The sequence below is a fragment of the Paenibacillus oleatilyticus genome, from assembly GCF_018998565.1.
GTDB classification, from domain to species: Bacteria; Bacillota; Bacilli; order Paenibacillales; family NBRC-103111; genus Paenibacillus_G; species Paenibacillus_G oleatilyticus.
Map to the genome: position 1 here is coordinate 207,499 of NZ_JAHNZO010000009.1, position 13,512 is coordinate 221,010.

Consider the following 13,512-nt stretch of genomic DNA (forward strand, 5'->3'; position numbering starts at 1 on the left):
CAATCACGATTTCCCGATGACAACAGCGGTCGGAAGTGGATACCCCACCCCCTCGTAACCTCTATCACCTCAATTAACCACTTTCTCAACAAGCTCAGCTCCACTTCTCCCGAAGCGGGGCTTTTTGCGCACCCGAATTTCCTAATCCCCATTGACAGCCGCTCCAAAATCCCCTAACCTGAATTTATTTAGCCGACAAACTAAAAGGAGGGCTACCCGATGTCGCATGACGATTCACTGACCCGCCTGATGCGGCACGTGCTCAAGCTTCACCGGCACAGCGTCGATCTGATGATTCAGAAATACGACGTCTTTCCCGGCCAGCCTCCGCTGCTCATGCGGTTGGCGGAGCGGGACGGGCAGAGCCAGAAGGAGCTGGCGGACAGCATGCTCATCAAACCGCCTACGTTAACCGTGATGATCAACCGCATGGAGAAGACGGGGCTCGTTGAACGGAAGCCGGACCCGGACGATCAGCGCGTGTCCCGTGTCTACTTGACCGGGAAAGGGCGGCAGGCCGCCGCCGGCGTTCAGGAAGCGCTGCAGGTATTGGAGGCGAAATGCTTCGAGCATTTCAGCCCGGAGGAAAAAATGCTGTTCCGCCGGCTGCTGTGGCAGGTCCGCGACGATTTGGAGACGTTTCAACGAAATTTCAAGGATGAATCGTTAGCCGACAAACAAGCGGAGGATAACTCAATCGGAGGAAATTAAAAAGTGTGGAAGCTTAGAAGCTATTTGAAGCCTTATACATGGGCAGCGCTGCTGGCGCCCCTGTTGATGGTGCTGGAGGTATGCATGGATCTGCTGCAGCCGAGGCTGATGGCGAGCGTCATCAACGAAGGCGTCATGCGCAGCGATCTGGCGCACATTTGGCATACGGGCCTGCTGATGATCGGAACTGCGCTCGTCGGACTGCTCGGCGGTATGGGCTGCACGATATTTTCCAGCCGGGCGGCGCTTGGCTTCGGGGCGGATCTGCGTCTCAGCCTGTTTCAAAAAGTACAGACCTTTTCGTTCGACAACTTGGACCGGCTGACGACGGGATCGCTTGTAACCCGGCTCACGGGGGATGTCATGCAGGTGCAGAACCAGATCCAGATCCTGCTGCGCGCCATGGTTCGGAGCGCGTCGCTGGCGGTCGGCAGCATCGCGATGATGATCGCGCTCAGCCCGCGGCTCTCGCTGATGCAGCTTGCGGTCGTGCCGCTCCTGATTATCATTTTGTACACGCTGATCCGGCTGTCGGTTCCGCTGTTCGGCCGGGTGCAGGAAAAGCTGGACGGGCTGAACACGGTGCTTCAGGAGAACCTCAAGGGCATCCGCGTGGTGAAAGCGTTCGTCCGCTCCGCCGTCGAGCGCGAGCGCTACGGGAAGGCGAATCGGGAGCACTTGGAAGTCGCCCTGAAAGCCGCACGGACCGTTGCCGCCAATATGCCGCTGATGATGCTGGTGCTGAACGCAGGCATCGTGGCCGTGCTCTGGTACGGAGGCGCGCAGACGTGGGAAGGCGCGATGCCGGTGGGCGACCTGATCGCGTACCTCAGCTATATGTCGCAGCTCCTTTTCTCCCTGCTGTCCGTCGGCATGCTGCTGATTTCGTTCTCCCGGGCCAAAGCGTCCGCGGACCGCATCTGCGAAGTGCTGGAGACGCAGCCGGGAATCTCGGAAGCTAAACAGGCCAACGCTGGCGCCATCCGGACGGGGCACGTGAGGTTCGACCGGGTATCGTTCTCGTTCGATCCGGGGAAGACCGATTTCGTGCTGAAAGACATCAGCTTCGCCGTCGAGCCGGGGCAGACGGTCGGCATTCTCGGCGCGACCGGCTCGGGCAAATCGTCCTTGGTCGGCCTGATCCCGAGGCTGTTCGATGCGACGGAGGGCCGGGTATTAATCGACGGTACCGATGTGAGAGCCATCGACTCCAAACACTTGCGCAGTCAAGTCGGCATCGTGCTGCAGCAGGCGGTTTTGTTCAGCGGCACGATTCGCGACAACATCCGTTACGGGCGGCCGGACGCTTCGCAGGAGGAAGTCGAGGCGGCGGCCAGAGCGGCGCAGGCTCATGAGTTTATCGCACGTATGCCGGACGGCTACGATACGGAGCTGGGCCAGCGAGGCGTCAATCTGTCGGGCGGCCAAAAGCAGCGTTTATCCATCGCGCGGGCGCTGCTGCTGCGGCCCAAAATTCTTATTCTCGACGATAGTACGAGCGCCGTCGATCTGGTGACGGAAGCCCGCATCCGCGAGTCTTTGGAAGCTTTGAAGAGCGAAACGACCTGCATCGTCATTGCCCAACGCATTGCGTCAGTGACGGAAGCGGATCTGATCCTTGTGCTGGAGGACGGCGCGATTGCCGCCCGGGGCACGCACCGGGAGCTGCTGCGGAGCAGCGCGATTTACCGCGATATTTATCGCTCCCAGCACGGAAAGGAGGCGAGCGTCGGTGACACCTCAAGCTCAACCCTCAGCCCGTCCTGACGGGAAAAAAACGGCGGACCTTCCGGCGGCCGCGTTCGGATTCGGACGCCGGGGCGAACCGGTGCCCAAGGTCAGGGCCAAGAACACCCGGGCTGCCATTCGGCGGCTGTGGGGATATCTGAAGCGGCAGCGGGCGGCGTTGGCCGGCGTCATCGCGCTTGTGTTGCTCGGGCTCGCGCTGTCGCTCGCAGGACCGTATTTGATCGGAACGGCGATCGACCGCTATATTGCGCTTCGCGATCCGAACGGCCTGCTGCGGCTGTGCACTCTTTTGCTGGCCGTCTATATTGGCGGCAGCGCCGTTTCGTGGCTGCAAACGTACGTTATGTCCAGCATCGCCGGGCGGGCGGTGTGGGAGCTGCGGCGCGACCTGTTTGCCCACATGCAGGAGCTCCCGGTGCGCTTCTTCGACAAAACGCCCCATGGTGAGCTGATGAGCCGCACGACGAACGACATCGACAACGTCTCGAATACGCTGAACCAAAGCTTGCTTCAGCTCATCACGAGTGTCGTTACGCTGCTCGGCTCGCTGACGATGATGCTGCTGCTGAACGGCTGGCTGACGCTGGTCGCGCTCGTGATCATTCCGCTCGTGACCGGGGTCGCCCGGCAAATCGGCAAGCGCACCAAAAGCCAGTTCAAGGAACAGCAGCGCCAGCTCGGCGCGCTGAACGGCTTCATCGAAGAGACGATATCCGGACAGAAGGTCGTCAAAATCTACAACCGCGAGGAGCTGGCGGCGCAGCAGTTTCAGGAGATTAATGCCCGGCTGCGGCAGGCGGGGACGAGGGCGCAAATTTTTTCCGGGATGATGGGCCCGTTCATGAACCTGTTGAACCATACGAGCTTCATTTTGCTGGCGGTGGCCGGAGGCTGGATGGCGTACAACGGATGGACGACGATCGGAGTTATCGTCAGCTTTCTGAATTACTCCAAGCAATTCAGCGGTCCGGTCAACGAGCTGGCGAACCAGTACAATATGATTCAATCCGGGGTGGCCGGAGCGGAACGGGTGTTTGAAATTCTGGATACCGAGACGGAGTTCGGCGGCGAGGGCGGCCGGAAACCGCAAGAAGCCGTCCGCGGGGAAGTCGAGTTTGATCATGTGACGTTCGGCTACGGCGACACGCCGGTTCTGCGGGACGTATCGTTCGCCGCTCAGCCGGGGCAAGTCGTTGCCTTGGTCGGTCCGACCGGCTCAGGCAAAACGACGATCATGAACCTGCTCACCCGCTTCTACGATATTTCCGAAGGGACGATCCGGATCGACGGGAAAGATATCCGGGAGTGGGACAAAAACAGCCTCAGAAGCCGTCTCGGTATGGTGCTGCAGGACGCGCACCTGTTCTCCGGCACGATTCGCGACAACATCCGGTACGGGCGGCTGGACGCGACGGAGGAGGAGATTCGGTCGGCAGCCAAGCTGGCGAACGCGGACGGCTTCATCCGCAAGCTGCCTCAAGGGTACGATACGCCGCTTTCGGCGGAAGGCGGCAATCTGAGCCACGGGCAGCGGCAGTTGCTGACAATTGCCCGGGCGATTCTTTCCGATCCGTCCATTCTGATATTGGACGAAGCGACCAGCAGCGTCGATACGCGCACGGAGATGCATATTCAGGAAGCGATGAAGGCGCTCATGCAAGGGCGGACCAGCTTCGTCATCGCCCACCGGCTCAGCACGATTCAGGAGGCCGACCTGATTCTCGTCGTGCGCGGAGGCGAGATCGTCGAGCGGGGGACGCACGAGCAGCTTTTGGCGCTGCGGGGGCTGTATGCCGAGATGCACGCCAATCCGTCGGCCGACGCCGGCTAAGCGAACAGATCGCAAGTTGAAACGGAGTCTCAATCTTCGGAATTGTAGAAGATTGGGGCTTTTTTTTGCAAATGTTGACAAAATGTTTACTACTAAAAATTTTCATTGAAAAACATCGACTTCTATGATAATTTATCCGTGAGAATAATTATCATTATCACGGAAATGTTTCCATAATGATTAGGTAAAAGGGAGATTGAATTTATGTCGAAGACGTTCACGGCCGTTTCCTCTATCGTGCTTTGCTCCGCACTGCTGCTCGCCGGATGCGGCGGAAATACCAAGAAAGAGGCCCAGCCGGCCTCTGCGCCGTCTGCAAGCGATGCGGGTGCGAAACCGGCAGCTGCGGCGGTAGATTTTAAAAACGCAACGGAACAGTACCGGAAGTTTGTCATTGAGCAGTGCGATGCGTTCGTCAAAGCAACCGGCGAATTCACGACAGCCGTCAAATCCGGCGATTTGAAAAAAGGTCAGGAGCTGTACGCCCCGACGCGGATGTTCTATGAGCGGATCGAGCCGATTGCCGAAGCGCTCGGAGACCTGGATCCGAACATCGATGCGAGGGAAGGCGACGTGGACGAGAAGGAATGGCGGGGCTTCCACCGGCTCGAGAAAGCGCTCTGGGTCGAGCAATCGACCAAGGGCCAGGAAGAAACGGCCGACCGTTTGCTGAGCGACAGCAAGCTGCTGCGGGCGAAAGTCGAGACCGTGGAAATCGAGGCCAATATGCTGGTCACCGGCGCCGTGGAGCTGCTGAACGAAGTGTCGGCTACGAAGGTGACCGGGGAAGAGGAGCGTTATTCCCATACGGACCTGTACGATTTTGCCGCAAATGTCGAGGGAGCGAACAAAATTTTTGAGCTCTTGAAGCCGGAGCTGGAGAAAAAGGACGCGAACCTGGCGAAAACGATCGAAACGCGCTTCGCGGAATTGAACCAAACGCTTGCGCCTTTCAAGAAGGGCAGCGGCTATGTGACGTACACGGAGCTGACGCAAGAGCAAACCAAGAAGCTGAGCCAAGCCATCGACGCACTGGCGGAGCCGCTGTCGGGCATGGGCAAGCTGCTGGGGGCGTAATTCATGGATGAGGCGAATAAGCAAGTGACGGAAAAAAGCCAGGAAGGCGAAAAGCCGCAAGACGGGAAGGACCGTTCGTCCATCAGCCGCCGCGACCTGCTCAAGCTGGCCGGAGCCGGAGGAGTCGGACTGCTGCTCGGCTCGGTCGGCGTCGGTGGCGTGTGGGCGGGAACGGTCAAGCTGGCGGCGCCCGCTGCTTCCACGGCTTCAAACGCGGACCCTAAACAGGTTATCCCGTTCTACGATGCGCACCAGGCGGGCATTGTGACGCCTGCGCAGGATTTTATTTGCTTTGCCGCCTTCGATCTGACGACTGTGAAGCTGTCGGAAGTCAAGGATCTGTTCCGCCGTTGGACGGAAGCCGCAGCGAAAATGACGGCGGGGCAGCCGGTCGGCGGCGAGGAGGACCAGCAAAGTATGCCGCCTGCGGATACGGGCGAAGCGGCAGGTCTGCATCCGTGCCGGACGACGATTACGTTCGGCGTCGGCCCCTCCATGTTCGACGGCCGATTCGGGCTGGGGGCCAAGCGGCCGGAGGGTTTGGCGGATTTGCCCCGCTTTGGCGGAGACAGCCTGCGGCCCGAATGGTGCGGCGGGGATGTCGGCGTGCAGGTGTGCGCGGACGATTTGCAGGTCGCTTTCCATGCGCTGCGCAACCTGGCGCGTATTGCCCGCGGCGTCGCCGTGCTGCGTTGGACCCAGGAAGGGTTTCAGCGGACGGGCGGGTCCGGTCCGGCTGGCGAGACGCCCCGCAACTTGCTGGGCTTCAAGGACGGCACGGGCAATCCGGATATTCATGACAAGCAAGCGATGAACGATATCGTCTGGGTGCAGCCTTCGGAGCAGCCGGCATGGATGAGCGGCGGCAGCTACATGGTTGTCCGGCGAATCCGGATGCGCATCGAGGTGTGGGACCGTTCCACGCTCAGCGATCAGGAGGCGACGTTCGGGAGATACCGGAGCAGCGGAGCGCCCTTGGGCGCGAAGAACGAGTTCGATCCGCTGCCGCTGGACGCCAAGGACGAAGCCGGCCAGCCGCTCGTCCCGCTCACTGCGCATGCCCGTTTGGCGCATGGCGAGCAACCGGCAGAGAAAATTTTGCGCCGTTCGTATTCCTATTCCAGCGGCATCGACCGTCAAACGGGGCAGCTGGATGCCGGGCTGTTGTTCATCTGCTATCAACGGGACCCGAGAGCCCAGTTTGTCCCGATCCAGCAGCGTCTCGCGAAGCGCGACAAGCTGAACGAATATATCGTGCATGTCGGCAGCGCGCTGTTTGCCTGTTTTCCGGGTGCGCGGCAAGGCGGCTACATCGGGGAGGGACTGTTCGAGTGATCCGGGGGATGAAGGTGGAAAAAGCATACGGGATATGCTCTCACGGGAGACAGAGCTTCTTCGTCCTTCTACTGGCTGCTGCCGTGCTTCTGTTCGGCTGGAGCGGCCGCACGCTCGCCGAAGCGGCGGCACCCGACTCGCTGATGCCGCTCGTCGGCGGAGCGCTGGTTCATGCGGGCGAGCACAAGTGGCAGGAAACGGCCGCGGAGCTGGAGAAGTTCGAGACGGAATGGCGCAAGCTGAACGCGCCATCCGGCGAAGCGGCGGGTAGCGTCGCGTCGGCTCTGGCCGAGGCGAAGAAGGCGGTGACCGACGCCGCTTCCAAGCCCGACGAGGCGTACCAGGCCGACCAAGGCGGTCGGCGCTTTCGTCGGAGCCGGAGCGAAAAAAGAGTCGAAAGCGGACGGGAAACAAGCGGCAGGCGCGCTGCTTCCCATCTTGCGGCAGACACAGACGGACATACAGCATAGCAACTGGGACAAAGCCCGGAGCCACTATAAGCAGTTCGACAGCCAGTGGTCCAAGAACGAAGCGGCCATCCGGTCGGACCCGTCCGGCGTGTACGGCGAGATCGAGACGAAGCTAAGTCTGATCCGGATCGCGCTGCAAGCGGACCCGCCGAAGGCGGAAGCGGCCGACAAGGGCATCCGCGAATTGATCCAGCTGATCGACGATTACGCCAGCGGCAAGCTCCGGGAGGACGCGGCCGCTTCCGGCAAGCAATCGGTATCCGACGCGCTGGCGATTTTGCAAAAAGCCGCGGACGCCATCGGCGCGGGCCGCAACGAGGATGCGGCCGATCAGCTTCAAGCCTTTATCCGGATCTGGCCTTCCGTGGAAGGAGAAGTTCGCACAAGAGCTCCGGACACGTATGACCGGATCGAACGGGAGATGACGGAGGCGGCCAGCCGGCTGCTATCCAATCCCCCGCAGCCGGAGGAGGCGGGCCGCATCGTCTCGGGGATGCAGACGGAGCTTCAGCCGTTCACGGCGCAAACGAGCTATTCGGCTTGGGATGCCGCGATTATTTTGCTGCGGGAAGGACTTGAAGCGCTGCTCGTGCTGGCCGCGCTGCTCGCCTTTTTGCGCCGGACCGGCAACGCCTCCAAGCAAGGATGGGTATGGAGCGGCGGAGCGGCAGGGCTGCTCGCCAGCGGCGTCCTGGCCGTCGTGCTTACTTTCACGATTGCCAATGTGGCCTCCGGGAGCACTCGCGAGCTGTTGGAGGGCGTCATGGGCCTTATATCCGTGTTTCTGATGCTGACCGTGGGCGCATGGCTTCACCGCAAATCCCATATCGATACTTGGAATCGGTATATTAATAATCAGGTCGGCGTGGCTCTGGCCAGCGGCAACCTGTGGTCGCTCTTCCTGGTTGCGGCGCTTTCGATTTTGCGAGAGGGTGCGGAGACGGCCATCTTCTATATCGGCATGGCCCCTTCCATCGATCCCGCGCAGCTTGCGCTAGGCATCGGCTCGGCCGCCGTGCTGCTGTTCCTGCTCGGCTTTGTCATCGTCCGGGGAAGCGTTCTGCTGCCGATCCGCCCGTTTTTTCTGGGAGCCACGATACTGATCTATTACCTGGTCCTCAAATTTTTGGGCCAGAGCATTCACGCCCTGCAAATCGCGGGACAGGTTCCTGCTCATGTGCCCGGCTATCTTCCCTCCTGGAATTGGCTCGGCGTCTACCCGACTTGGGAAACGTTCGTTCCGCAGCTGCTCGTGCTTCTCTTTATCGTGTTCCAATGGGCCCGGCAAGAGCGGAAAACGCGTGGAAACGCCCGCGAATCGGGACCGCATACGGTGTAATCCGCTGCCGGCGGCGGGATTCGTTCAAAAAAATAACGAACTTTTGTCCCTCATCCGATTGGAAAAAAGCAGGAGTTTGGACGCAGAACGTCGAATTCGTCATATGAAACGGGGGCACGTCACTATAGAGCAACGATCAGCTTCGCCCCTGCCGGAGGAGGATGGCAATGAAATATGCGATTTGCCAAACAGTCAAAATTGTGGACATGAACGAAGAGATTATGGCTGAGGTGCTGTTCGATCACGGAGAACATGAGGCGCCGGCCTTATCAATCGGCTGCTCCGTCGTTTCGTACCAGCTCGGGTTAAAAGAGTTCGAAGTGGTGTACGACAAGCGCGAAGGCAAGCAGGAGCGGTTCAAGGTTATCGACATCGAGTTTGACTTGCTCAAGAAGCCTGCGATCACCCGCGTCTTTCTGGAGCCTGTTACGTTGATCGTGGGCCAGCACGATATCGGCCAGATGTAACGCCGCATCCATCATTTGCATAACGTGAGAAGTCCTGCTGACAACGCCGAATTCGGCGAGAAGGCAGGACTTATTTTGTTCATTTGGCAGTGGGGAAAAAATACTATATCATGGATAGGGAGGTGAAGTTGATGAACAGAACGTTTGTGGCTCTTGGCGGCATTTGCGCATTTCTGTCGGTGGCGCTCGGAGCATTCGGCGCGCATGCGCTGAAAGGAAAGCTTGCAGCAGATATGCTGGCTAATTTCCAGACCGGCGTCCAGTACCAGATGATGCATTCGCTCGGGCTGATTGCCATTGGACTAGCTGCCTCCCTGCTTCCGGCCAGCGGACATTTACGCCGGGCCGGCTGGTCGATGTTTGTCGGGATTGTCGTTTTTTCCGGCAGCCTGTATGTTCTGAGTATAACGGGGATCAAGCAGTTGGGTGCGATTACCCCTATCGGCGGGGTGGCCTTTTTGTTCGGTTGGTTATCCTTGGTTCTGGCCCTTCGGGCAAAATAAGTCTTAAGCCTCTTTCTCCACATTCGGCAGGTCTTCATGCCGAATTTTTTTATGCCTACCTTTCTGGAATAACTCGCTTTTTTTGTCGATTTAGCAGGAAAAAGACAGTTGTGCGTAGAATTTCTACGGACAAGATAGGGAATGGAATACTCTGACAAACGAATCTTTCCGGGAAAGGAGGCCCGCATGTCTAGGACCGACGAATCAGCAAATGAAGCACAACCGCGCGATGAAAAAAGAACAATGCTGTTCGCATGCGGAGGGACGGCGGTCGGATTCCTTGTCTGCTGGTGGGTTGGAGGGGCTATCCTATGGGGATTCGGTATCGCCGTCTTCCTGTTGATGGCTTATTCGTGGGAACGAATTATTCGGCTGTCCCGGGCCGTCTCCGAATCGGACGCCCGAAGCCGTACGGCGGAGGAACGGTTTCGGAGGGTAGACAGCCGATTGAACGCGTTATTCCATCACCATCCGGGTGCCGTAGGGCTGATCGATCCGGGGGGATATTTTCTGCAATGGAATCCGGCTGCGGAACGCATGTTCGGATACCGGGAGGAAGAGCTGAGAGGGAAGCACCTGCGCACCCTGTTTCCGGAAGAGTTGTCCGGCAGGACCACCAACTTTTTCACCGAAGCGCTGCATGGCTCGCCACTTTCGTTCAAAACGTCGCTTCTGCATAAAGACGGATACCGCGTCGATCTCGATACGACAGTCGTCCCGGTGATGGAGCAGGGGATCACGACAGGGGTTCTGATCGTTTGCCAAGACATTACGTCCGCGACGCGAACCGAAGAGCAGATCCGGCATCTCGCCTATTATGACGATATGACGGGGCTCCCGAACCGCCGACTGTTCGTGCAGCATTTGAATGCCGCCATAGCGACCGCGTCCCGGTGCGAACAAAAGCTGGCCGTCCTGTTCGTCGATATCGACCGTTTCAAGATCGTCAACGATTGCTTTGGGCACGACTACGGAGATATGCTGCTGCTGCAGGTAGCGGAACGGTTCTCCCGCTGCTTGAGTCCGGACGATTACCTCGCGCGTACGGAAGGAGACGAGTTTGCGTTTTTCTTCCAAGTGCCTGATCAAGAGGCGGAGCCGGTGGGAACGATCGCGAAGGCGATTTTCGACTTGCTGGAGGAGCCCTTCGTACTGGGGCAAAATTTAGTTCACCTGACGGCGAGCATCGGCATATCGCTGCTGTCGCAGGAAGACGAGTCTGCGGATTCGCTTATGAAATGCGCGGATATGGCATTGACCCGAGCCAAGGAAAAAGGCAAAAACAACTATCAGTTGTTCAACAGCGAGATGAAATCCGTATCATTGAAACGCTTAACTTTGGAAAGCGAGCTTCGCCGGGCTTTGGCCAAGAACGAATTGCTGCTGCATTACCAGCCGCAGATCAATATTGCGACCGGCCGCATAGTCGGGTTCGAGGCGCTCGTCCGGTGGCAGCATCCGGAGCGCGGGCTGGTTGCGCCGGGAGAGTTCATTCCGTTCGCGGAAGACAGCGGTCTGATCGTGCCCATCGGCGAATGGGCGTTGAAGGAAGCCTGCCGGCAGAACAAGCAGTGGCAGGACGCCGGGCTGGAGGTCGTACCGGTGTCGGTCAATTTGTCGATCCGGCAGTTCATGCAGCATCAACTGTGCGCCAGAATCGGCAGAACGCTTCGGGAAACGGGGCTCGATCCCGGCCTGCTGGAGCTTGAAATTACGGAGAGCTGCACGATGGATGTCGATTATGCCAGCGATTTGCTGCACGAGCTCAAAAAGCTTGGGGTCAAAATCAGCATCGACGATTTCGGCACCGGCTACAGCTCGTTGTCCTACTTGAAAAAATTCCCGATCGATAAATTAAAAATCGACCGCTCCTTCGTGCGCGACATTATGACCGATCCGAACGATGCGGCGATCGTCGCTTCGATCATCGCCATGACCCGGCATTTGAACATGGAAGTGATCGCAGAGGGGGTCGAAACCGAGGAGCAGCTCCGATTTTTGCATGACAACCAATGCCATCTCATTCAAGGCTTTTATTTGAGTCCGCCCCTGGCCGTTCCCGACGCGGAGCATCTGATGAAGCTTTACTCGGCGCAGGCTGCGGCCGGCGAGGAGAGTCCCCCTTTAAATTAAAAAAGGCCCGGTTCAGCGGGCCTGAAAATCGTCAATTTCGTTAATTTTAAGCAGGTAGACTTTCTTCTCGTCAACATGATAGACCGTGAGGTTTCCGCTGGGCGGGTCCGTATTTAGAATACGGCACGGCATGCTGAGCTTGACCCCTTTCTCTTTCACGATGGACAAACGTACAAGCGCATTGCTTTGTTGAAATGCTTTCATTTCTTCCCAGATCTGCTTGAACGGATCGGCTTCCGGGCGTTTTTCCTCCGCAGCCTTGGCTGTCTTGTCGTTCGCAGCGGATGGAGCTTTCGGGGCGGTTTCGGCAGAAGCGGCGTTCGGCCGGCTTTTCTTCAGCTCGGCAGACATGTCGATTTTTTTAAGAATGGATTCTTTCAGCGAGGCCTCGATGGTCTTACCTAATTCTACCCCTTGCTTGATTTGATAATCGGTGACAAGTTCCGAATTGAGCAGATGCAGCAGCTTTTCCAAGGCTCGCCCGTTGGTATCTTCCTCAATCATGATGTCTACATTGAACAAAAACTTTCGTTTTTGCAGTTTGTTGGCTTCCACAGGCGGCTCCTCCTCATTTGATGCTTGCGTAATCTTTACTATATCACTTTTTACTATAGGAAAATAGAAGTAAACAGACTGGAATTATTATCCTGAGGTTGTTCGTATACGATGGAAATAACTTGAAGGCCGAACGACGGTTGATGGTGAAATTGGCTTGCTGCTGCTGCAGTATGTTGGAACTAGGTTCAGGATAAAAAATGGTAGGACCTAATAACTAAATATGATGCGAGGATACTACATCTAAAGGACTATGTCAAATTTTTTGAGTTCTTCAGTAATTATGGATATATTTGTAATTGTATGGTAAATTGTCTATAGCCCAACGTATCGAGCATTGTTATATTATTTGAGGGACGATCCGGGATTGGAGTTGATCGCAAAATGAGTTCTCCAACGAAAGAGTCGCTTTTAGCCAGAGTTGTCAAAATCATTTTATGGTTGGTCGTCATTTATTTTTCTTTGTTAATTGTTATTGGCATCGTGCATTTCATTTCAACTTGACGTTAAACAGAAACGAGGATAATCATGGCCGAATCCATGATCACATTTGAGCATTTTATGGCGATGTATTTCTGCAATTACGAGCTTCCGCCTTCTTCCGAGTCTCTTCAACAATATGCCGACCTTTATAAAATGATGGAAGAGAGACCTATTGTGGAACAATTAATAGCCCAACTTGAAAGCATTGAACAGATGGAGAGCAATGAGGAAATAAACGAAATTTTAAAAGAATACGGATATGGGATAGCTTTTGAAGAGTTTAAAGCTTTGATTGCCGGAGTAGTTGCGGAGTTAAGAAAGTAGTAATTTCAATTTTACCAGTCTCCATACAATTCCCCGAACTTCGTGCACGGATGAAAGCCCATGGGCATATAGTGTAGGCATACGGGTGTTAAAGGGGATGCTTGGGTCAATGATGCGCATGGAACCGGTGGAATTGGATGGGCGTACAGCGCTGGCAATCGAGGTGAAGCTGCCGAAAACGAATTTGCTCGCCGTGACGACTGACAAAGGGTACATTATGTGCGGCGCGCTAGATGTGGGACTGCTGAATGAACGCCTGAAGGAACGGGGCATTATCGCCGCCCGGGCGACGGGAGTACGGACGATCGAGGAGCTGTTGGAAGCGCCGCTGGAGTCGGTCACCTACGGAGCCGAGTCGCTTGGCGTGGTGCCGGGAATGAAGGGCCGGGACGCGGTTGTACGGATGTTTTGACCGAAATGCCTTGAGGTAAAACGACTGAGCAAATCAGGCGTTTTTTTATGGACGGAGACATCTTTCCCCGAGAGAGCAATTCGTCCTATAATAGGACGGTAGGATATTCGGGAGAACGGAGGA

Annotated in this window: 13 protein-coding genes; 12 read left to right on the plus strand and 1 reads right to left on the minus strand. The window is 57.0% G+C overall.

From position 1 onward, the window contains the following. Positions 1-219: 219 nt before the first annotated feature. The 10 genes from KQX66_RS14295 (at position 220) to KQX66_RS14340 (ending at position 11,615) form a co-directional block, all read left to right on the plus strand. Entirely contained in the window at positions 220-711 is a 492-nt protein-coding gene (locus KQX66_RS14295) for a MarR family winged helix-turn-helix transcriptional regulator (protein ID WP_216793476.1), read from the plus strand. Positions 712-714: 3 nt separating this feature from the next. After that, on the plus strand, positions 715-2,478 hold the full coding sequence (locus tag KQX66_RS14300; RefSeq protein WP_216793478.1) for an ABC transporter ATP-binding protein: 1,764 nt from the start codon (positions 715-717) through the stop codon (positions 2,476-2,478). Beyond that, positions 2,444-4,291 (plus strand): ABC transporter ATP-binding protein, encoded by a 1,848-nt coding sequence (locus KQX66_RS14305; RefSeq protein WP_216793480.1) that lies wholly within the window; start codon positions 2,444-2,446, stop codon positions 4,289-4,291. Before KQX66_RS14300 ends, KQX66_RS14305 begins: the two co-directional genes overlap by 35 nt. Positions 4,292-4,495: 204 nt before the next feature. Further along, positions 4,496-5,368, plus strand: a complete 873-nt coding sequence (gene efeO / locus KQX66_RS14310) for an iron uptake system protein EfeO (RefSeq protein ID WP_216793482.1) — start codon at positions 4,496-4,498, stop codon at positions 5,366-5,368. Between the two features lie 3 nt (positions 5,369-5,371). Then, entirely contained in the window at positions 5,372-6,703 is a 1,332-nt protein-coding gene (gene efeB / locus KQX66_RS14315; RefSeq protein ID WP_216793484.1) for an iron uptake transporter deferrochelatase/peroxidase subunit, read from the plus strand. Then, complete coding sequence (locus KQX66_RS14320) at positions 6,700-7,173, plus strand: hypothetical protein (protein WP_216793485.1); 474 nt, start codon at positions 6,700-6,702, stop codon at positions 7,171-7,173. Before efeB ends, KQX66_RS14320 begins: the two co-directional genes overlap by 4 nt. Then, entirely contained in the window at positions 7,142-8,512 is a 1,371-nt protein-coding gene (locus tag KQX66_RS14325) for an FTR1 family iron permease (RefSeq protein ID WP_216793487.1), read from the plus strand. Before KQX66_RS14320 ends, KQX66_RS14325 begins: the two co-directional genes overlap by 32 nt. Before the next feature lie 167 nt (positions 8,513-8,679). After that, on the plus strand, positions 8,680-8,979 hold the full coding sequence (locus KQX66_RS14330) for a hypothetical protein (protein ID WP_216793489.1): 300 nt from the start codon (positions 8,680-8,682) through the stop codon (positions 8,977-8,979). 131 nt (positions 8,980-9,110) lie between these two features. Next, positions 9,111-9,482 (plus strand): DUF423 domain-containing protein, encoded by a 372-nt coding sequence (locus KQX66_RS14335; RefSeq protein ID WP_054976961.1) that lies wholly within the window; start codon positions 9,111-9,113, stop codon positions 9,480-9,482. A gap of 186 nt (positions 9,483-9,668) precedes the next feature. Next, a complete protein-coding gene (locus tag KQX66_RS14340; RefSeq protein ID WP_216793491.1) occupies positions 9,669-11,615 on the plus strand; it encodes a putative bifunctional diguanylate cyclase/phosphodiesterase in 1,947 nt (648 codons plus the stop codon). Between the two features lie 12 nt (positions 11,616-11,627). Here the strand turns inward: KQX66_RS14340 and KQX66_RS14345 are convergent, their stop codons facing one another. Next, positions 11,628-12,170 carry a hypothetical protein gene (locus KQX66_RS14345; protein WP_216793494.1) on the minus strand — a complete coding sequence of 181 codons (543 nt, stop codon included), beginning with the start codon at positions 12,168-12,170 and terminating at the stop codon, positions 11,628-11,630. A gap of 528 nt (positions 12,171-12,698) precedes the next feature. On the opposite strand from KQX66_RS14345, the gene KQX66_RS14350 reads away from it, so the two are divergent. After that, on the plus strand, positions 12,699-12,977 hold the full coding sequence (locus KQX66_RS14350) for a hypothetical protein (RefSeq protein ID WP_216793497.1): 279 nt from the start codon (positions 12,699-12,701) through the stop codon (positions 12,975-12,977). Positions 12,978-13,086: 109 nt separating this feature from the next. After that, positions 13,087-13,389, plus strand: coding sequence for a YunC family protein (locus KQX66_RS14355; RefSeq protein WP_216793499.1), 303 nt, complete (start codon positions 13,087-13,089; stop codon positions 13,387-13,389). Positions 13,390-13,512 lie beyond the last annotated feature (123 nt).